Origin of the sequence: Fictibacillus barbaricus (assembly GCF_014635025.1) — a bacterium.
Lineage (GTDB): Bacteria > Bacillota > Bacilli > Bacillales > Fictibacillaceae > Fictibacillus > Fictibacillus barbaricus.
Genome location: NZ_BMCE01000002.1, coordinates 1,286,743 through 1,307,625, shown reverse-complemented (window position 1 = coordinate 1,307,625; position 20,883 = coordinate 1,286,743). Strand labels below are relative to the sequence as shown.

Genomic DNA, 20,883 nt, shown 5'->3' with positions numbered 1-20,883 from the left:
TCTCCTTTAATTCATTTGATTATCTACTAAAAACGTTCTTAACGAGTCAGAGGTTTCATAACATAATTTTTTATTTTCTGTACAGATGAGTTCTTTTTCAGAATCATAAAGAAGTGTTGCCTCGGTTTGTTCCTTGCTGTATTCTTCAGATTCCTTTGAGGTCTTTAAATATATCGCGTAATTAGACTTTAGTAAACGGCCTTCAACCTTTTTCATCTTGCCAAGACTGTTAGAGAAATGTTCAGGATTTAATACTGTTACGATTTCATTCTTCTTAAGGTTTTTTATGATCAATTGATCAATCAATCCGAATTTTGTTCCAAATGTCTGGTTGATCTTTACTTCTACATGTGAACGTAAAGGTGAAGGATCGCTGCATCCTGATGTCAACATAACTAAAATCATAAGCAGGTATCTTAGTTTCAATGGGTTTTACCATCCTTTAAATACTGTTGTATAAACGAAACTAATTGTTTCTTTTCACGAAGAGGAAGATTTTCACTCAACCTGGCTGCAGCAATCGGAAGTGTCCAGTTCTCCAGTTCTTTTACAGGAAAATCATATCCTTTTTTATAACTTCTTACATAGTGACTCGCTAAAAGTTTCCGTATGTATAAAGTAGTTCTGAATCTGATCTGGGATGTATGATCAGGTAAGCCGCCGTACTTTAGAATCAAAAGGGTACGTGCTACGTCTGCCAGTCGGTTTCCCATCGTTGCGTCAGTCCAGTCAATGATAATGGGACCTCTTTCGGATAAAAGAACATTATCGGGATGAAAGTCACCGTGACACAAAGAATTACCGTCAGAAAGTTTTTTAAGGTGCAGACCGATCATGGTTTTCTCTTCTTCATTTATTGCATCAACGGAGGAAATCTTTTTCTTTATAACATCATGTAGTGAGGGTAGGTTAGAGAGCTTTTTAGTATCATGGACATTCGCGTGAAGCTTTGCTAATTGCATAATGAGGGGAAACGCACGCCATGGCTTATTTTCTATCTGTCTTATGAGTGTTGGTCCACTGATCCTTTCATAAATCACAGCTCGTTTTCCATGAATCATTTCTCTCTTGTAAACAAAAGGGGTAGGAAGACCTAAGTTGCTAATCGCTTGATGAATGACATATTCATGTTCAATGGCTGCCTCAGTCACATGAGCAAAAAAAAGTTTAGCCACTTTTTGATGAGAAAGAGCAACCACTTGTGCCGTATTACCTTCACCAATCACCTGTAATGTTTCCATGATTTTAAACCTCTCTCAGACAATCTGTATATATGGATAATTTTAGCACATATACCAAATGATGAACGTATAAATATTTCGTTTGACTGACCGGTCATAAACAAAGTATACTAGCGTATGTTGAGAATGACTGGTCGGTCAAAGAGGTGAATCTTAATTGAAGAAGGATAAACGAGTTGAAATTATAGAGAAAGCTATTGAGATGTTTGCTGAAAAAGGATTTCATGCAACAACCGTTCAAGAGATCGCTACAGCACTTAATATTTCAAAAGGGGGCTTCTACACGTACTTTCCATCTAAAGACGAGTTGATCATAGAGATTTTTGATTATTACAGTGAAAAGCTGCGCACTAGCATGCAGCAAGTAAGTACGCATCTCTCACCAAAGAAACGAATGGAAGAACAACTAAAGGTGCAGATAGAAAATCATATTGCCCATAAGCCTTTTATGCAAATGCATTTTCGGGAACAAAATGCGTCTATTATTAAAGGGATTCAACTTTTCATTCGAAAGAATTTTTTTGAAATGTCAAAGTGGTACGAGAGCTATTTTCTTGAAATATACGGACCTGAGATTGAACCTTTCTTAGCGGATATCATTACGATCTGTGAAGGGATGAAACAATCCTTTATCCGTGCATTAATGTTCAATGATGTGCCTATAGATCTTGAGAACGTTGCTTCTTATCTGATGGAAAGGTTTGACGATGTCATAAAAGGGATTCAACAAACAAAAAGAACACCCATTATCGATAAAGATATAATCGATCGGAAGCTAAAGCCCTGGACAGAAAAAGAAGTAATCCAAGAAGAGGTAAAAGAAATACTTAACCAAATGAAGGAAATAATCGAACAAGAAGCCGTTGAAGAAAACCTTAAGAATGATTATACTCAAGTGCTTGAATTCATTTCACAAGAAATAAAAAAGGAGCAGCCCCAAAAGATGGTGATTCAAGGGATGCTTGCCAATTTAAGAGGTATAAAGAGAATAGAAAAACAGCGAGAACGAATAGCAAAAATCATGAACGTTCAGCTTTTATAAGGAGAATGCATATGGAAACTACACAAAAACCGTTAAACACAAAACTCATATTAGCTGGTCTAATCATAGGTATGTTCTTTAGTGCCTTAGAACAAACCATTGTTGGTACAGCTATGCCGACGATCATCGCAGACCTTAACGGGTTCTCGATCTTTGCATGGGTGACAACGGCATATCTAATTACATCAACAACGGTTGTACCGATCGTTGGTAAATTATCTGACCTTTATGGTAGAAGAAAATTATATTTACTCGGTAACATTATTTTTATTTTAGGTTCTGCCCTTTGCGGAACAGCAAACTCGATGGAAGAACTTATCATTTACCGTGGTCTTCAAGGAATCGGTGGAGGTATGATCATGCCTCTATCCCAAACGATTATTGGTGATATTTTTACAGCAGAACAGCGTGCCAAGTGGCAAGGTGTATTCGGGGCCATCTACGGATTGAGTTCTGTAATCGGTCCATTTATCGGTGGACTTATGGTCGATCACATCAGCTGGCACTGGATCTTCTTGATCAACGTACCATTTGGTATTATCTCAACAGCCATGATCGTAATCGGTATGAAAAACGAAACGATCCGAGCTGCAAAAGGAAAAGTGAACATCGACTACTTTGGAATTTTCACGTTGATACCAGCAGTTGTACTATTACTTTTAGGTCTTACATTTGGCGGCGATAAGTTCGAATGGCAATCATCTACAAGCTACCTGTTATTCGGAGGCGTATTCGTTCTTCTTGCACTGTTTATTTTTATTGAAAAAAGAGCAGTTGAGCCGATCTTGAATCTATCTCTCTTTAAGAACAGAGTGTTCGCCACAACAAATATATTAGGATTTCTACTTGGTTTAGGCATGTTCGGTGCCATTATGTTCGTACCGATGTACATGCAAGGAATCTTAGGGGTAAGCCCAACAAAAGCAGGATCTACCATGACACCGATGATGATCGCGCTCATCACAGCAAGTATTATCGGTGGACGATTATTGCTGAAACTTCGATTTAGAACAGTACTCACAGCAGGTATGGTCATTACGGCAGTTGGTTTCTTCTTAATGAGCACGATGGGTGTAGATTCCAATGAGTATACAGCTTATGCGTACATGGTGGTTCTAGGCTTCGGTATGGGACTTGTAATGCCGACCCTGATGATCGCGGTCCAAAACGAGTTTCCGAAATCACAGCTTGGGGAAGTTACTTCTGCGTCAACATTCTTCCGTTCAATCGGAGGTACAATTGGGATTACGATACTAAACGCAGTAATGAACCACTCTTTAACAGATAAAATTGGCGAAGCTGCAAGCGGCGCTTCCAACCCGATTCTTGGTAAAGCACTTGAAGAGATCGGGAAGAAAACGGATGCGATGTTTGGTATTTTGATCAATCCGGATCTGCTCCCGCTTCCGGCAGAATTAAAAACACCTGTGATCGAAACCATCAAAGATGTATGGTCTTCGTCCTTCTCAAGCGTGTTCTTAACAGGATTGATTTTTATCGCGATTGGGATTGTAGTGGCGCTGTCTGTAGGAAACAGCCGTATTGTAAGAGAAACGCCTGTTGATTCAGAAGTACAGGAAAATGGGGAAGAGCAAGTTACAACAAAGAAATTAGCAACAGAATAAATCGAAAGAGCTGACCCGAATTGGATCAGCTCTTTTTTTGCGTATCTAAAGGAGGAAGAGTAAAATTCCGTGATCAGCTTAAATCTCCGCTCTTACACCTTTCTTTGTTTGTTCACCATCATATCCAGCAGGACGGAATCGGTTGTGGCTGAAGTCTCGTGACCAAGCCGGCAGAAATTTTCGATCGTTTGCTCCACATCTTCTTCAATAAATCCATTCGTGGATGGGATACATAAACTATTTGACGCAAGCAGTGCCGATTGAACAGCCGCACTGGAACACGTAGCAACCTTCATCGCGCAGCCAGCTTTCGCTCCGTCACATACCATTCCGCTTACATTGCCTAACGTATTTTGAATCGCGGCTTTCATTTTACCTAAATCGTCATCCAACAAGTAAGTAATAGCAGCTGATGCACTTGCGCCCGCGACAGTTACACCGCACAGAGCTGACAAACGTCCGAACTTTGATTTCATATAGATCGAAAGCAGATGGCTTAATGTGACTGCTCGTAACATTTTCTCTTCTGTTACACCGAGTTTTTCAGCAGCAGCCACAACTGGCATCGTTACCGCAATTCCTTGATTACCGCTTCCGGAATTCGCCATAACAGGCATCGTTGATCCAGCCATTCGTGCATCTGAACCTGCGGCGGAAAGCGCCATACTGTATGTCGCAAGGTCGTCAGAGAGAATGCCTTTTTTCGTTTGGTCATAAAGCGTTTTTCCAACTTTTAATCCGTACTCATTTGAAAGGCCTTCCTCACAGATGGCTCTGTTCAACTCGACACTTCTTTTTACAAGTTCCAATCGATTTAAGGGAACAGTGCTGATAAAGGAATAAAGGTCTTCAATCTTTAGTTCCGGAAAAGGCTTCTTGGTTGACGTAGAAGTCTTATCAGGCTGTTTTTCATCAACTAGGACCTTGCCGTTACAGGAAACATAGCTCACGTTCGTATGGTCGCCTGAAATAACAACAACAGCTTCTTCAGTCTGTGACTTTAATTCCACTTCAATATATAATTTTTCTGGTCCGTCGGCCGTGGAAACGGAAACAAGACCTTCTCGTACAAATGCTATTGATTCGTCTTCGTCTTTTTTCGTTACACCTTCTAATACTTGAAGCTTCTTAGCGGGATCACCCGCAATAACCCCAAGCGCTGCTGTGAAATCAATTCCTGTATAATTCATTCCGGGAATGCCTACCGATAAAGCATTCTTTATCACATTTCCGCTCGCTCTAACAGAAATGGATGTGACAGGACTACTTATATATTGTTTTGCTGTTGCTGAAGCAAGTGCGATCGCAACAGGTTCCGTACAGCCGAGCGCCACAACAAGCTCTTTTTCTAAAAGGTCATATATTTTGTCCGCTTTCATATCAGCACCATCCCCTATATTCTCTTTCTTTACAATAACGGGTTTTAGAGGGAAAAAGAAAGAGGAAAATTATATATTTTTGTTTTGGATAAACTATATTATAGATTGCTTTTATACATAGGAGAGTTCAACATGCTGATGGATGGGAACATTATTTCAGGAGAATTCGATGAACAAACAAACGAATTTTCTTTGCAAAAAGTGAAACATTTTAATACAGAATCAACAATTAATGAAAAACAGCTGCAGGCACTCTACAATTATTTAGTCAAACATCAAGATGAGCAAGATGGACAGATCATCACGCTTTATGACCAGATGCTTATCCGATTATCTCAAGAAGAAATAAATCTGCTGATCCGGGACCTTGAAGAAGTTCGAAACCTGTATGAATAATTGCTTTTAGATTTGTTGGATAAATATGTTAAAATTTAATAGAGGAATAACTAATAGGTTAGTCCTCCAAATATAAATAAAAAAACTGATAATGGTCTTTACCTGTAATCTTCAATATTAATTTATTACTTTCTGTTGGAATTACACTGTCTTCCTCAAAGGTTAGTGAAAAGGTTTCAGGAAACGTACGAAAGGAGAGTTTGAACGCTCCGATCTGAGTTTCCTTTTTTGACTTGCCATAAGCGGTGCTCAAGGTGAAGGCAAGTTCTTGAGGCAGTTCACGATCTTTTTGGAGGTGCGAAAGATGCAGCTGCTTTTTTGAATTCCTGCCGACAGAAAAAGAAGCTTTCCAGAAATCGTTCTCTCCTGAATAGGTGATAATATTGTTTTTTTCTATAGGTCTTGACTTTATTGATGTTTCTTTAACGGTCTGAACAGAATCTTTTGAGAAGACGGATAAAAGAGCAGCAAAGCCTGCTAATAAAAGAACAGCCAAAACGAGTTTCTTTTTCAATTGAATCATCCTCTCATCTATTCCATAACCCTTTATTTTATTCTATGTGTGAGATAAAAATCCTTGTTATTAAACTGGAGGGAAGTCATTGGAGAAGAAAGTAAGGATCAGGCATGGTGCCCAGTCCGACGCTGAACAAATCATTCTGCATACCAAAACCGTTTTAAAGGAAAATCCTTTTGTGATGGGTACGGCTTTAGAGGAGTTTTCGGTTTCTGTTGAAGAGGAGAGAACATGGATCAACACTCATGCAGAAAAGGGCTTGCTGCTCGTTGCAGAAGTTGAAGGTCAAATCATTGGACTTCTGAATTTTAAGCGTTCCTCCCATAAAAAATTCAGCCACAACGGAGCTTTAGCATGAGCATCCAAGAATCTTATACGAATTAAGGGATTGGCAGTTCTTTGATCAAGGAACTGCTGAAATGGGCTAAAGAAGGTCAGGTGGTTGAAAAAATCTATTTAGAGGTTTTCGCCAACAACGGGCGGGCTGTTAACCTCTATAAGAAGCATGGTTTTATTGAGGAAGGACGGAAAAAGAATCATGTAAAACACGGGCCGGATCAATATGAAGATGAAATCATCATGAGTCAGTTTGTTTGATGGGGGTCATAATCGTGGCAAATCTATTAGAAGTAAGAAAGTATAACAAAAAAGATTATAAGTCTGTCGTTCATTACAGCTTACCGGCCGAGCAAGCCTTATATACATCTATGCCGATAGAAGTCATCAACACTTTTTTAAAGGATACATATAACCAGCCCTTTGTTATATGTTCCGGTGAAAACATTGTGGGCTGCTTTGCTTTTTACACAGAGGCTTCGGGAAACATTTATACAAGCAATCAAAACGCAATTCTATTAAAATCGTTCTCAATTGATTCTCGTCATCAAAAGAAAGGCTATGCCTATCAAGCGTTAAGAATGCTTCCACAGATCGCAGCGAAGTTCTATCCGGCCAAAGATGAGATCATACTAACCGTCCATGAGACGAACGAGCCTGCCATTTCTCTTTATAAAAAGGCTGGGTTTCAATATCGTGGTAAAAATTACAATGGGGAATATGGCATAGAGATGATCTTCCATATGGGTCTTTAGACCTTTACAAACTTTTAACTAAACCTTAACACCACTCCTTAGAAAATATTGTAATAATTTCAATACATAGACAAAAGGGGTGGCTAGTTTGAAAAAGATACTATATTCGTTCATTTCTCAAGTTAAGAGAATAAAAGTTTTTAAGAAAATAAAATTTCCCTATCAACTTAAGTTCAGACTCAACTTACAGACAAAGCTATTATTGATGATGCTTTCGTTGGTTGCATTAACAATTTCGATTGTCGGAATCTTTAGCTATAATAAGGCATTTGATACAACAAGAACAATCATAGAAAACCGATTGGAACGAGAAACGGAAACCACATACGACATCGCAAAGAATCTTAAATTTAGTTTTATCCGTGATGAAGAAATGTTCAATAAACGTCTGACCGAAAGCATCAACACACAGTATGTCGGCTTGCAGCAAGATGATATGAAATCTAGTATATACCTATTTAAAAACGGAAAAGTAACACTTTATAAGGCAACTGGAAAGGACAAATTACCTTTATCATCAGAGAAAAAGAAACAGATTAACGAGTTGCAAAATGGTGTGCTGCATACAGACATAGAGGATAAAAAATATACGCTGGCGTTTAAACGAATACAAGAGCTAAACGGGATCTACGTGATTGCGATAGAAACAGAAAGCTACATGCAGCCGGTATATGAACTCAGAAATTTTATGGCTGCTGCTGTAATCATCAGCATTCTTTTGACAGCAGTCGTTATCGTTCTTGTTATCAGAAGCATCACCTCACCGTTAGGCGCATTAAGCGGAGTTATGAAACGTGTGCAAAAAGGTGACTTTCAGCATAATGTGCATTATCAATCCAGGCATATTGAGATTCAAAAGTTGATCGAAAGCTTTAATCAGATGATGGCATTCATAAGAAATGTTCATACTCAGATTCAGCAGATTTCAGGAGAATTGAATGCTCAAGGTGACAAGTTAGAGCATACGTACAGTGAAGCAAATCAGTATAATGACCAACTTGTTAAAACGATCGAGAATGTGATGATCGGTGCAAAAGAAACCGCGATCAGCTCTGATCATAGTGTCCGTCTTTTTGCAGATATGCAAGAAAAGGTGAGTGAGTTAAACAAAACTATGATGACAGTGATGGACGAGTTTATTTCAATGAACCAAAATGCTGTTTCCGGTCAGGAAAAGGTTTACGAATTAGTTGAGGAGATACATACGAATCATGAGCGCTTTGAACATTTAAACCATATCATTGATGAGATGGGGAATTACTCGAACCATTCTCAAAAGGTAATCACAACCATTAAGGATATCTCTGAACAAACCAAACTGCTTGCACTTAACGCTCGAATTGAAGCAGCTAGAGCGGGTGAGGCAGGAAGAGGTTTTGCCGTTGTCGCTGACGAGGTAGGGAAATTAGCAGATCAGTCAAGCCGTGCAGCAGCCGAGATTATTTCAACAGTTAACCAAATGAACGAAACGGCCATACAAGCGATTAAGGAATCACGCATTCTTGGTGAAACGAATCAATCTCATTTACAGCAAGTGAAAGATACAACAGGTTTCATTCAATACCTAATGAATTCGATAGTAGAGAATAATGGAAGAATGAAAGATATGAGAGGTGCCCTCCAAGAGCTGAAAGTGTCGTTGCCAGAGTTTGAAACTGCAGCTATCCAGTTCTCAAGCATCTCACAAGAAACACTTGCAAGTTCAGAAGAGATGTCTATGACGTCTATCAAACAAAATGAGAAGATCAAACAGGCGTATTTAGTAGGTGCAGCTCTTTCAAAACTGTCACAGCAGCTAAAGAAAGAAAGTCAGTTTGAGAGCGTGGATCAGGGAAGAGAAACAGCTTGAAATAGTTAGTGACGGAGGGTATCCGTCACTTTTTTTGTTTTTATAAGGTGTGGATGTGTCGAAATATGTAGACTCGCCGATATATTATCTAAACTCGCCGAATTAAAGCAAAATCTCGCCGAATTAAGGCTTGAATTTCTTGAATTATTATCAAAATTTGATGAATTTTACAATATGGGAATCCAGAACACAAGCTATTTTATTGTATATATAGTCTGTAAGTGTAAAATTACAATTAATCTCATGTGATTTAATAGATTATAAGATCATAAAACGGATAAAGATCGTTTCAGGAGGAAATACCTCTGAAGTCCCATTTAATACACCTTTTTACGGGGATCGTATAGCGCATTTGTAACGATGCCCAGTTCATAATAAGAGTTTAAATCCTGACGGTCATATGATACATACATGGTATACTTGTGATTAATAATTTTTCTGATTGAAGGAAAATAAATGTACATACAACAACGGTGTTGGAGGTAATAATCATGTTAAATAGTGAAGCTGAATTAGTCATTCCTGCAAAAGCTATTTTAGGTGAAGGACCTTGCTGGGATTCAGATAAAAAGGTTCTATATTGGGTGAACATTTTAGATAAGAAGGTAAACATCTATGACCCACGTTCACATAAAAATAGAGAGATCCAGCTGGATCAGATGGTTGGGACGGTTGTGCCAAGAAGGGCAGGCGGTTTAGTTGTAGCTCTAGAAAAGGGATTTCATTTCTTGGACCTTGAAACAGAAGAATTAACGCCTATTGATGACCCAGAAAGTCATTTGCCAGAAAACCGTTTTAACGATGGAAAGTGTGATCCGTTTGGGCGTTTTTGGGCAGGAACGATGAGTCTGAGTGAAGAGAAGGGGCAAGGGTCACTCTATTGTTTGGATACGGAATTACGAGTTGATAAGAAGCGTGAAAGCCTAACTATCTCAAACGGACTTGCGTGGTCACCGGATCAAAAGTATATGTATTTAATCGACACCCCAACAAAGAAGGTTACACGATTTGACTATAATCTTAAGTCAGGTGATATTGAAAACCCTACCGAAGTAATAGCTTTTCCAGAAGGAGTTGGAGTACCTGATGGAATGACGATTGATGAAGAAGGCATGTTGTGGATAGCACATTGGGGCGGGGCTCAAGTTTCACGGTGGAATCCTGAAACAGGTGAACAGGTAAGTTCTATCCCCATTTCATCTCTCAACGTAACCTCATGTGCGTTTGGAGGAGAGAATCTTGATGATTTGTATGTAACTACTGCAAGAAAGAACACCAGTGAAGAAAACCTAGACCGATTCCCCGAAGCTGGCGGTGTTTTTAAGGTAAGATCTGGAGTGAAAGGATTGCCTGCTTATACGTTCAATGGCTGATTAAGATTAGAACAGTGTGATAATACACTGTTCTTTTTTATTGAAACAAAAACTTGCAAATATAGTCAGTCGTCTAATAATAAGGGAGGGGGGATAAATATGGAAGAAATGATAGCAGATGTGTTACATGAGGAAAATAAAGAATACATCTTGATGGAAGCTATGAATCTACACGGACAAGATTTATTGCAGCTTGTCTACTCATACGTGAAGAATAAAGCAGTTGCTGAAGACTTAACACAAGATATATTTGTTAAGTGTTACAAAGCGCTACATACATATAACGGAAAATCTAAGTTTAAAACAAGGTTATGGAGAATTGCGATCAATCAATGTAAAGACTTTTTAAAAAGCTGGTATAACAACAAGGTCGTCGTAACGGAAGAGGAGCCTGAAAATCATCGGACTAAAAATGATTTGGTGGAATATGAGGTTATTCAAAGAGAAGATGACGATGAGCTGATCGATGCGATCATGCAGCTTTCAATCAAATACCGAGAAGTCATTTATCTCTTTTATTATGAAGAGTTGCCAATAAAGGAAATTGCTTTGATGACTGATGTTAGCGATAACACGGTCAAAACAAGGTTGAGGCGAGCAAAAGAACTCTTAAAGTTACAACTGGAGGGATAGGGATGGAGAACCGATTAAAAGGAATTAAAAAAGTCTTGAACCAAAAGACTTTTTCCCAATTAACATTTACAGAAAAACATCGCCAAAATATACAAAAAGAAATTAGAAAACAAGGCGACACAGAAGCGATCATTCTTAGTATCTTACAGTTGTTAACACAAGAAAGAACAGGCTACGAACTATCTCATCTGCTGCGCGGACGTGGTGTTAGAAGGTTCGAAGACATCGAAGGGTCGCTTTATATCTTGCTGCACACTTTAGAAAACAAGGAAGTTCTGAGATCTACTTGGATACCAAAAGAGGAAGTGAAGTATTACCAACTTACGAACAAGGGCAAAAAGCTTTTGAAGCAAACTGAGAAAAAACAAAACAGTTCGCGAGTCCTGCTGCAGCTGTTAGAAGGGGGAACGGAATGGAGAATCGCAGGAAGTCATTCTTAGAACAAGTCACGAACCAGATCCGTTCGAACGAAGCGAAGAAGTATGTTTCTGATGAACTGACTCATCATGTAAAGGAAGCAAAAAAAGTGTGGTTAAACAAAGGTTTTTCTGATGAGGAAGCGGAGCAAAACGCAATTGAGCAGATGGGAAGCCCGGTAATCCTTGGCATGAAGCTGAACAAGATTCATCGCCCTCGTATTGACTGGATGTTAATTATGTTGATGGGTGTTATCTTATTGGTAGGATTTTTGCCTCTATTCACCCCTGGCTATTGGAACAATACTAATTTCCTAACCCGAAAAGCTGTATTCATTATACTAGGAATGACTGTTACGTTAGGACTCATGGTTGTTGATTATCGTAAGTTTATGAAAATGGGTTGGTTGTTTTATGGATTAGGAACTGGGCTGCTCTTAAGTTTGTGTTTCTTCTCCAACGCAACAATAAATGGTATTTCTGTAATAATCATAGGTCCACTAACCCTTGAAAGTTTATTTGCACTGCCGTTCTTTTTGGCAGCGTGGGCTAGTTTTTTTAACCAAAATACTTTTAAGGTCTGGCATTTCGTCCTGCTATTCTTACTTTCACTTTTAGTGTTCATACAAATACCTAGTCTCTCAACCACTTACCTGTATTTTGCGATGGTAATGTGCATGTTGTGGTGGAGTAAATTTTCTACTCGACAAAAAGCCGTTGTATCAGGAATCACTGTAAGTTCACTTATCTTAACAGGTATCCTAACCTGGCACTATCAATCGTATTATATAAAAGAAAGGATAATAGGATTTCTGCAGCCAGAAAAAGTGGCTGAAGGATCAGGATATCAAGTGCTTCATATCCACGAGCTCATGACTAAAGCAAAATGGTTTGGCGGAAGTAAAAGGATTCAGGAGTTTATCCCTGAGGCACATACCAATCTTGTATTTGTGAACATCACGTATCACTTTGGCTGGATTGCAGCTATTATCATTGTGCTGATCCTTTCACTAGTCATTGCGAGAATGATAATGGTAACGCAGCAGGTAAGAGATTCATTTGGAAAACTTCTGATAATTGGTGGGATTTCTTTATATCTGTCCCAGGTGGGTAGTAATATCGGGATGGCATTAGGATTTTTTCCGCTTACAAGCATGTCTTTACCTTTCATCAGTTACGGGTTGATGCCGATCCTACTAAACTCAATATTATTGGGCATTGTACTGAGTGTATATCGTAGAAAAAATTTCATTTACTGCTATAAGTAATGGGACCCTAAGATAATCGTAAATAAAAAATAAATATTCGGAAAATTATATTTACTTTTTTATCCATCTGTTTTAAAATAATGGAGGCAAGGAAAATATTAGAAGTTGAGGAGGCGCTGGACATGATTAAATTTTTAGAAACAAAGAATACAATTTCATACTGTCCAATACACAGCCTTCTTTACCGGATCTCGATCTGACCATATGTTCACGTGAACCAGAGCCTCAGGATGTGTATGCATTCTGGGGCCTTTTTGTGCTTTTTTAGCAAATTTACGAAAAGTCACCTAGGAATAAAGGGTGGCTTTTTTATATTTAAAGGGGTGTAGAATGTGATTCAATTTAGAAAATCACGCCATAAAGGTGGAATCATTAAGCGAGGATACTAATAAAAGAACTGGAGGAAAGAGAAATGGAAGTACTAAACACACAAGTTATCGATCAAATCACGATTGTAGAATACGATCCAAGTTATGCTGCGGCAGTTGCTGAAATGTGGAATAAGAGTCAGGACGGCTGGGGTGGCGGCAACTCGATCATGACAGAAGAACAAGTATTGAAGCAAGAAGCGAACTCAACAAACCTCCACTTATATTTGGCACTAGATGGCGACAAGGTAGTCGGTTATTGCAGTCTGGGCGAGTACCGAGAGGACGAAGGTGCGCTTTACATTCCGCTCTTAAACGTGCGTGGTGATTATCATGGCAAGAAGATCGGAAAAAAGCTTGTTCTTAAGGCGCTCCAAAGAGCTATTGAAATGAAATGGCCTCGTTTGGATCTTTATACGTGGCCAGGAAACACGAAGGCCGTTCCTCTCTATAAAAAGTGTGGATTTTTCTGGGAAGAGAGAGATGATACGACACATCTGATGAACTTCATGCCGAGTGTTATGCAAACCGAAGCGGTTCAAGAGTATTTTGCTGACGGTCTCTGGTACGAAAACAGTACAAGAAAGATTGAAACCATACCAGATGGCAATAAAGAAAATGAATTTCATTTTTATGAGTACTCTTGGAAACATGCAACTCTAGGAAACCTCAAAATGGAATTCGAGCGCTTTGGAAGAGGACTTCGCTTGATCGAAACGGACGATTATAGGATATCTGCAACCGTAGAAAATTTTGATCTTGTATTTGGTGCTGAATATAACATTTTATACCACATTGTAAATAAATCAGGTAAGCCCTTAACCGTTGAAATTGAAGGAATGAACGATAAGAATATTCATTTTGATGTTTCCAAGAAATTAACGGTTCAACAAGAAGAGAGTATTGAGATCCCTTTTAAAGTAAACCCGATAACTGAAGAGCAAAGCGTTTGGAGAACCCATCCAGCGGTCGCATCTAACCTAACGATTAACGGGAAAAAGGCGTTGTTTAAAGTAGGGATCCGACCTAAATATCCAGTGAAACTAGATTGCCTTTTACCTGATAACTTAAGTTTTATCGGTAGACCATCCATCTTATATCTAAATCTAGAAAACAATTTTAATGAAGAAGTCACATTTAGTTTTAAACTGCCACTATCTGAGCTGATTCAAATATATAATCGTGATGTAAGTGTCACGTTAGCACCAAAAGCCAAACAATCCGTTCCTATACCGTTCACTTTAGTAAAACACGGTTTTTACTCAGCGGAACTACAGATTACAGCTACAAAGAAGGATGGAATGGCTGTTGTGTTTACAAAAAGAATCGGAACAGCTATCAAAGGGATTGGAGCTAAATCAGCAGGCGAGTGTGATGCTTATTATCACGTATACAATGGACAGTATCACTTGAAGCTGGATAAGTTCAACAACTGGATCTCACCAGGGAAAGGGGACGTGGATTATAAAATCTCCTTCATGGTTCCAAAATTAGGAAAGCCATTTTCAGAAGAATTCTCCCGCCTTCGTCCTGAGACCGTAGAACCCATCATGGAAGAGGGATACGCTGGATTTAATGCCCGCTTCCAATCGCAAGCTTTTCCTGGCATTGAGCTAACATCTGTTTTAAAACTTTACAGTGAAGGATTGGTTGAACAGCATTACGAGATTACTAATACAAGTGAAACGGAAACAACAGAAGAAGTGTGGTTGAACAGTCCGATCCTTTGTCGTTTGCTGGAGAGAGCCGTCTTACCGTATGACGGAAAATATATGGAGTTGAATGACTCGATGGGATCCTTCCTGACTTATTGGGAGAGCAAAAAGCTGACGGAGAACTGGATCTTCTTAAGAGGACAAAACCATCCACGAGGAATCTCATGGTCTTCAGATCAAAAGATACACTTTGCATCATGGTTTATGTACTTTGAGAACAACTTCGGAAAGATAGCGGCTCAACAAACGGTTGCAACAAAACCAGTTACGTTTACAATTGGTGCATTCGATGACTGGCAGTCGTTCAGAAAATATGCAACGCAAAAGAATGATAATCCAACAATAAGCTTAACAAATCATATGACGCTGTCTGTAAATGACGGAAATCCGTTTGTATGCGGAAATCAGCTTAAAGCGGAGGCAAACGACTATAAATCCGCGTTCTTTAACGGAATGATTGAAATCAAGCTGGATGATCAAATCCTTCAAAGTCACTTGTTTGCTGCTAATGAAGAGATGACGAGGGCCGAATTCGATATCCAATTGCCGCAAGACAAAGGGGTTCATGTATTAACGTCAAAAATGAACCTGGATGCGATCGATGTCACAAGGCAATCTGTGGCTTTTGTTCAGAAGGATGTTCCTGTTCAGGTCGAGAAGACGATAAAGGATGATCTAGAAGTGCTAACAGTTGATAATGGTGAGATCCGCTTTTCAGCTTCAGCACAATTCGCCCCGAGTATCTTCTCTGTTCAATACAAAGGGCACGAATGGATGGAATCACCATTTCCGAAACCGGCACCAAAATCATGGTGGAACCCTTGGTTTGGTGGAATCGCTGGGCTTGTTGAAGGCACGAGTCTGAACTCGATCTTAAAAGAGAAAAGTTCTATTGATTTTGCAGAGAAAGAGGACAGCAAAGGAAACGTATGGAAGGGTCTTAGAGTTTCCACGCGCTATGAAAAACATGAAATATTTAAAGGCCTTGAGATTCATAAGTATTTCTTGGTATTACCAGGTGTACCCGTTCTATGTCATACGACAGAAATCGTTCAAAATATGGGAAGCTATCTTCATAATAAAAACTTTTATACTGGCTGTTTCTTGAATCCAGGAACTGAACTTAAAAAGAGCTGGGGAAGCTTCCAAAGTGAAAGTGGCGAGTGGCTTATGGTCTATGGGGGCAAGGGTGAGCAGGAGATGGTGGTGGACCGAGGTGTTGTTTTCGGTTCGGATGACCACGGGGATCTCCTTCAGATTGTTGCCGATCAAAACGTTACTTATTTAGATTCTTATATCAATTTAGAAGTAATTGAACTCGGGTATTCAGAAAAGCTGAACCTTGAGCACGGCGCTACACATGTTACGTCACCTGTGTTTTACGTGTTTAACGATAAGGTGATTCCAGATGTTGCTTTAGAGGATTTAAAGAAGATCAAATTCAGCTAAAACGTCTCTAAAAGGAGAGAGTCCATGAAAATCATCGATGCGCACATGCATTTTTCAAATATTGAGAGCTTTAAACATACAGCAGCAAATCTGTCCAAACTGGATTATTCTCATGATGGGATCATAAAGGAATATAAGGAAGCAGGTGTTGTACTCGGTATTGCGATGGGGCTTACTGAAAAAGAAGTTGAGGGGTTTCCGGACCCCTTAGCCGCAACGCCAATGGGAATCGATCTCGACACAAGGATTCCGGAAAACATCGTCTATTGTGCAGGTATCAATCCCTATCATCTTGGTGATAAAGAATTGGCGGAACTTGAAAAAACAGTGCAAAAACCTGAAGTAGTGGGCATCAAAATATACCTCGGCTATTATCCATACTATGCGTATGATGAAGTGTACCAGCCGGTTTATAAGCTGGCAGCGAAGTACGAGTTGCCAGTCGTGTTTCATACTGGTGACACGTATTCTGAGCGGGGTCTCTTGAAATATTCCCACCCTTTAACGCTGGATGAAGTGGCCGTGATGCATCGTGATGTGAATTTTATGATGGCGCATTTTGGGGATCCATGGACACTGGACGGAGCAGAGGTAGTCTATAAGAATCGTAACATGTATGCGGATCTCTCAGGGCTTGTGGTAGGAACGAGGGAGGATATTAATAGATACAAAGATTCACCACGCTTCTTTAACCACTTGCGCCATGCATTAATCTTTACTGATAATTACAGCAAGTTCTTGTTCGGTACGGATTGGCCGCTCGCGCCGATTCAGCCGTACATTGATTTTATCAGGGAGATCATACCAGAAGAACATCACGAGGATGTGTTTTATCATACAGCTCTTAAAATCTTTCCGAAAATCAGACCGTTTCTAAAATAGTAGAAAGGTTGTTGAGAGGGGTGATGCAAATGGAACGCGAAAACGGTATCCATACTGAACAGCTTGTAGGTCAACAGATGAGAGGAAGGGATCACCCCTATATTGATGGGACGTATTAGCGGAGGTTCGGTGCTTGCAGGATCGTTATTAAAAGCGAAATTAATCGACGAGTTAGTATTAAAGGTGAATCCGGTTATGATTGGGGAAGGAACTCTATTGTTTAGCGGTTTAAAACCGTATTTCAAAATGATGGATCTATCCAATATAAAGTACTATAACAACGGAGTCATCAAGCCATCGTACAGAATACTTTATTCTTAAATGGAAGGTGAGCGATGCTGCTCACCTTTTTAAAATTTGTAAATGCAGAAGCAGGAGGAAATGGGTATGCTACAAATCATGGAATTAGACGAAAAGGATTATGAACTCATCAGAGCAGCAGAAGAAGTGATCGAGAAAAAATACAGATATGAAAGACACCATATTGGAGCAGCAGTTCGCGCGAAATCTGGAAAAGTTTATGCGGCGGTACATGTAGAAGCAAGAGTTGGAAGGATCACCGTTTGTGGAGAAGCCATGGCACTCGGTAAATCCATATCAGAAGGCGATCATGAATTTGATACGATTGTAGCCGTAGCCCACCCGCATCCTCATGAAGACATCGATAAGTGCTGGGTCGTTTCACCCTGCGGGATGTGCCGTGAACTGATCAGTGACTATGGCAAAGACGTATCTGTTATCATTCCGTTTGAAGATCGACTGGTCAAATGCAACGTGATGGAGCTGCTTCCATTGAAGTATGGAAGTGAGTAAAAATCTGTTAGGATAGAATATTTATTGGTATGTGTTGTCTACTCTATGTCTGGCAATACAAAAGAAATGCTAAATAGAAATTGTATAAAGAGGGAAAAAGATGAACAAAGGGAAGGTCATTTTATTAAACGGTGTTTCAAGCTCTGGTAAATCAGCGCTATCAAAAATCTTGATTCAGAAACTGCCAAACTATTTTCACTTAAGTATCGATGACTATGATACTATCATCGACCGAATGGAGAATCGTGAAAGCGGACAGTTAATCCCAGTTCCAACTGAACATTTTTTCCATCGAACCATCGCGATGTTTTCGGATAAAGGTGTGAATCTAGTTGTCGATCAAATTCTCCATAATAACGATACAACTATTGATTGTTATGCAACATTGAAAGACTATCCAGTTGTTTTTGTAGGTGTTCACTGTCCTGTTGAAGAACTGGAAAGAAGAGAGCTCGAGCGAGGCGACCGAACGATTGGTCAAGCAAAGGCACAATTACAATACGTTCATCAACAAGGGGAACAGTATGATTTTAAAATAGATACGAGTGAAAGTATGGATAATTCTATCAATGAGCTTGTCCGTGTGATAATGGAAGAGGCAGAATTTCGCGGGTGGGAGAATACGATTAATCTCTATAACAAAAGTGAAAGCAGTATGGGTTAAAAATTCTTTGACAAGTTTCACAAAACTGCTTATACTAATAAAAATTTAACAATTTATGGCTATGACGAGAAAAGTAATTAGGACTCATTATTTACAGAGAGCTCTTGGTTGGTGGAAAAGAGCAATAATACTCTTAATGAAAAAAGACTCTGAGCTTTGTACGGATGCAGGGATATTCTTGCTGATACTACAACGGGATCTCCCGTTACAGAGATAGGGTATACGCAAGTGATTGTTTTTCATTGCCGTACCTGAAGAGGTTGATATGGTGACATATTAACAAACTGAGGTGGTACCACGAATGCTCATAAGCTCTCGTCCTCAAGATGAATAATCTTGGGGTGAGGGCTTTTTTGTTTTTCTTTTTTATTACATTGAAGAGGTGATTCAATCATGCATTGGGCTTATCGAATAGCAGAAGAATTAACACGTAAATATCCGGATCGAGAAACCTTTGTCTGCGCGTCCGGCATTAGTCCGTCTGGTTCGGTCCACATTGGGAACTTTAGAGAAGTGGTGACAACCTACTTTGTAGTAAGAGCACTTCAGAGTATGGGAAAGAAAACGCGTTTCATCTTTTCATGGGATGACTTTGATCGATTTCGCAAAGTGCCTAAGAACGTGGATGCGTCATTTGAACAATACATTGGTTTGCCGTACTCCGAGATTCCGTGTCCGTTTGGGTGCCATCACTCGTATTCCGAGCACTTTGAAAAAGAGTTTGAGACGTCGTTACAAGCGTTCGGCATTGTGCCGGAGTTTATTTATCAGAGTAAGGAGTACAGATCAAAAAGATATAACTCACAGATTCTTCATGCGTTGAATGAAAGAAAGCAGATCTACGACATTTTAAAGAACTATAAAACTTCAGAACCATGTGATGAGGAGCGAGAAAATTTTTACCCCGTGAATGTATATTGTGAATGGTGTCGAAAGGATACGGTAAACGTTAATAGCTTCAAAAATGGAGAATTAAGTTATTCATGTTCATGTGGTCATTCAAACTCAGTTGAGGTTTTAGAAGCTATGAATATAAAGCTAAACTGGAAAATTGACTGGCCGATGCGATGGGTGGCGGAAGACGTGGTGTTCGAGCCTGGTGGAAGGGACCATTCCTCAGCGACAGGGAGCTATCGTGTATCAAGTGAGATAGTTTCTAAGATCTTCGTCCATCGAGCACCGCAATATGAACCATACGACTTTATCAGCATTAAAGGAACCGGTGAGAAGATGTCGAGTTCATCAGGGAACAACATTACGCCTGGAGAGTTATTGCGGATCTATTCGCCGGAAGTTATCCTCTTCTTGTTTGCAAAATACCAGCCCAACACAGCTTTTCACATCGGGCTAGATGAGGATGTCATCCGAAACTATACGGAATTTGAACGGTATCGCGGAACTGATCCGAGACAAGTAAAAGAGGAGATACGAGCAGCACAAGAATTGTCCGGGTGTTCAACAGGTACAGGGAAGAGGCTAAAGTTCGGGCAAGTGGCGTCCGTTTTGCCGCTCGTAAATTTTAATGCTTCCTTAGTACGTGATGTTTTAGAGAAGACAGGTGAGGTGTACAGATTAGAAGAGGTTGAAGAAGTATGTGTAAGAGCCGAGTATTGGCTTTGGAATTGGTGTCCTAAAAAAGTGCTTCATGTTCGTGATGAAAGAAATGAACCGTTATACGTAGGATTAACTGAAACAGAAAAGAAGTGGATAAGTGGTTTTGTTGGGGTGCTGCAGGATTGTTCAGAACCTGAAGATGATGAACTGATGAGGAACGTATATGATATTTGTCACGATGATGATCCCAAAGTGAAAAAAAACAACCAAAAAAGGTTGTTTCGTATCATTTATCAGCTTGTTTTGGATAGTAAGAGCGGTCCACGCATACCATTGTTGGTTCATTCAGTGGGAAAAGAGCGGTTGATTGCACTTTTATCGTTTTAATTATGGAGGTATCTGATCCATTTCAGAGAGTTACTATCGGGTTTTACAATAATACTGTCCACTTCTAGAGATTTACTGTCCGGTTTTCGAAAATTACTGTCTGCTTTCAGCAAAATACTGTCGACTTTCAGCAAAATACTGTCCATTCGACAACCTCAGCATTCGTTTCGTACACTCATGAAAAAAAGGTGACGCCCGACTTAGAGCATCACCTTTCCTTT

The 20,883-nt window shown here is 39.6% G+C and carries 21 protein-coding genes and 1 other annotated feature; of the genes, 17 read left to right on the top strand and 4 right to left on the bottom strand.

Annotated elements, in window-relative coordinates; genetic code table 11:
* Positions 1 to 6 precede the first annotated feature (6 nt).
* Together IEV52_RS16115 and IEV52_RS16110 are read right to left on the bottom strand one after the other, a co-directional pair.
* Positions 7 to 426 carry a hypothetical protein gene (locus IEV52_RS16115; RefSeq protein ID WP_188403511.1) on the bottom strand — a complete coding sequence of 140 codons (420 nt, stop codon included), beginning with the start codon at positions 424 to 426 and terminating at the stop codon, positions 7 to 9.
* Entirely contained in the window at positions 423 to 1,241 is an 819-nt protein-coding gene (locus tag IEV52_RS16110) for an aminoglycoside phosphotransferase family protein (RefSeq protein ID WP_188403510.1), read from the bottom strand. The genes IEV52_RS16115 and IEV52_RS16110 overlap by 4 nt, the downstream gene beginning before the upstream one ends.
* Positions 1,242 to 1,398: 157 nt before the next feature.
* Between IEV52_RS16110 and IEV52_RS22870 the strand changes: the two genes are divergently transcribed.
* Together IEV52_RS22870 and IEV52_RS16100 are read left to right on the top strand one after the other, a co-directional pair.
* The gene (locus tag IEV52_RS22870; protein ID WP_188403509.1) at positions 1,399 to 2,283 is read left to right on the top strand and encodes a TetR/AcrR family transcriptional regulator; all 885 of its coding nucleotides are present in this window, start codon (positions 1,399 to 1,401) and stop codon (positions 2,281 to 2,283) included.
* Positions 2,284 to 2,294: 11 nt separating this feature from the next.
* A complete protein-coding gene (locus tag IEV52_RS16100; RefSeq protein WP_188403508.1) occupies positions 2,295 to 3,908 on the top strand; it encodes an MDR family MFS transporter in 1,614 nt (537 codons plus the stop codon).
* Between the two features lie 92 nt (positions 3,909 to 4,000).
* Here IEV52_RS16100 and IEV52_RS16095 read toward each other — a convergent pair whose 3' ends face one another.
* Positions 4,001 to 5,287, bottom strand: coding sequence for an L-cysteine desulfidase family protein (locus tag IEV52_RS16095; RefSeq protein ID WP_188403507.1), 1,287 nt, complete (start codon positions 5,285 to 5,287; stop codon positions 4,001 to 4,003).
* 132 nt (positions 5,288 to 5,419) lie between these two features.
* On the opposite strand from IEV52_RS16095, the gene IEV52_RS16090 reads away from it, so the two are divergent.
* The gene (locus IEV52_RS16090) at positions 5,420 to 5,683 is read left to right on the top strand and encodes a hypothetical protein (protein WP_188403506.1); all 264 of its coding nucleotides are present in this window, start codon (positions 5,420 to 5,422) and stop codon (positions 5,681 to 5,683) included.
* 58 nt (positions 5,684 to 5,741) lie between these two features.
* Here the strand turns inward: IEV52_RS16090 and IEV52_RS16085 are convergent, their stop codons facing one another.
* Positions 5,742 to 6,206 (bottom strand): hypothetical protein, encoded by a 465-nt coding sequence (locus IEV52_RS16085; protein ID WP_188403505.1) that lies wholly within the window; start codon positions 6,204 to 6,206, stop codon positions 5,742 to 5,744.
* Positions 6,207 to 6,285: 79 nt separating this feature from the next.
* On the opposite strand from IEV52_RS16085, the gene IEV52_RS16080 reads away from it, so the two are divergent.
* The 14 genes from IEV52_RS16080 to lysS all read left to right on the top strand — a co-directional run bounded on the left by IEV52_RS16080 (position 6,286) and on the right by lysS (position 20,662).
* Complete coding sequence (locus IEV52_RS16080) at positions 6,286 to 6,558, top strand: hypothetical protein (RefSeq protein ID WP_188403504.1); 273 nt, start codon at positions 6,286 to 6,288, stop codon at positions 6,556 to 6,558.
* 29 nt (positions 6,559 to 6,587) lie between these two features.
* Positions 6,588 to 6,797 carry a GNAT family N-acetyltransferase gene (locus tag IEV52_RS16075; protein WP_373869441.1) on the top strand — a complete coding sequence of 70 codons (210 nt, stop codon included), beginning with the start codon at positions 6,588 to 6,590 and terminating at the stop codon, positions 6,795 to 6,797.
* Between the two features lie 14 nt (positions 6,798 to 6,811).
* Positions 6,812 to 7,291, top strand: coding sequence for a GNAT family N-acetyltransferase (locus tag IEV52_RS16070; protein ID WP_229754317.1), 480 nt, complete (start codon positions 6,812 to 6,814; stop codon positions 7,289 to 7,291).
* Between the two features lie 88 nt (positions 7,292 to 7,379).
* Complete coding sequence (locus IEV52_RS16065; RefSeq protein ID WP_188403501.1) at positions 7,380 to 9,140, top strand: methyl-accepting chemotaxis protein; 1,761 nt, start codon at positions 7,380 to 7,382, stop codon at positions 9,138 to 9,140.
* 491 nt (positions 9,141 to 9,631) lie between these two features.
* A complete protein-coding gene (locus IEV52_RS16060) occupies positions 9,632 to 10,513 on the top strand; it encodes an SMP-30/gluconolactonase/LRE family protein (RefSeq protein WP_188403500.1) in 882 nt (293 codons plus the stop codon).
* Positions 10,514 to 10,612: 99 nt separating this feature from the next.
* Positions 10,613 to 11,146 (top strand): sigma-70 family RNA polymerase sigma factor, encoded by a 534-nt coding sequence (locus tag IEV52_RS16055; RefSeq protein WP_188403499.1) that lies wholly within the window; start codon positions 10,613 to 10,615, stop codon positions 11,144 to 11,146.
* Between the two features lie 2 nt (positions 11,147 to 11,148).
* Complete coding sequence (locus IEV52_RS16050) at positions 11,149 to 11,586, top strand: PadR family transcriptional regulator (RefSeq protein WP_188403498.1); 438 nt, start codon at positions 11,149 to 11,151, stop codon at positions 11,584 to 11,586.
* On the top strand, positions 11,559 to 12,830 hold the full coding sequence (locus IEV52_RS16045) for an FtsW/RodA/SpoVE family cell cycle protein (RefSeq protein ID WP_188403497.1): 1,272 nt from the start codon (positions 11,559 to 11,561) through the stop codon (positions 12,828 to 12,830). Before IEV52_RS16050 ends, IEV52_RS16045 begins: the two co-directional genes overlap by 28 nt.
* A gap of 412 nt (positions 12,831 to 13,242) precedes the next feature.
* Positions 13,243 to 16,362, top strand: coding sequence for a GNAT family N-acetyltransferase (locus tag IEV52_RS16040; RefSeq protein WP_188403496.1), 3,120 nt, complete (start codon positions 13,243 to 13,245; stop codon positions 16,360 to 16,362).
* Between the two features lie 24 nt (positions 16,363 to 16,386).
* Positions 16,387 to 17,244: an amidohydrolase family protein gene (locus IEV52_RS16035; RefSeq protein WP_188403495.1), complete on the top strand. Its 858-nt coding sequence runs from the start codon at positions 16,387 to 16,389 to the stop codon at positions 17,242 to 17,244.
* A 105-nt stretch (positions 17,245 to 17,349) separates the two neighbouring features.
* A complete protein-coding gene (locus IEV52_RS16030; protein WP_188403494.1) occupies positions 17,350 to 17,565 on the top strand; it encodes a dihydrofolate reductase family protein in 216 nt (71 codons plus the stop codon).
* A gap of 66 nt (positions 17,566 to 17,631) precedes the next feature.
* The gene (locus tag IEV52_RS16025; RefSeq protein ID WP_188403493.1) at positions 17,632 to 18,057 is read left to right on the top strand and encodes a cytidine deaminase; all 426 of its coding nucleotides are present in this window, start codon (positions 17,632 to 17,634) and stop codon (positions 18,055 to 18,057) included.
* Positions 18,058 to 18,157: 100 nt separating this feature from the next.
* Entirely contained in the window at positions 18,158 to 18,721 is a 564-nt protein-coding gene (locus IEV52_RS16020; RefSeq protein ID WP_188403492.1) for a phosphotransferase-like protein, read from the top strand.
* Positions 18,722 to 18,773: 52 nt separating this feature from the next.
* Positions 18,774 to 19,047: a binding site (T-box leader), on the top strand.
* A 67-nt stretch (positions 19,048 to 19,114) separates the two neighbouring features.
* On the top strand, positions 19,115 to 20,662 hold the full coding sequence (gene lysS / locus IEV52_RS16015; protein ID WP_188403491.1) for a lysine--tRNA ligase: 1,548 nt from the start codon (positions 19,115 to 19,117) through the stop codon (positions 20,660 to 20,662).
* Positions 20,663 to 20,883: the final 221 nt, after the last annotated feature.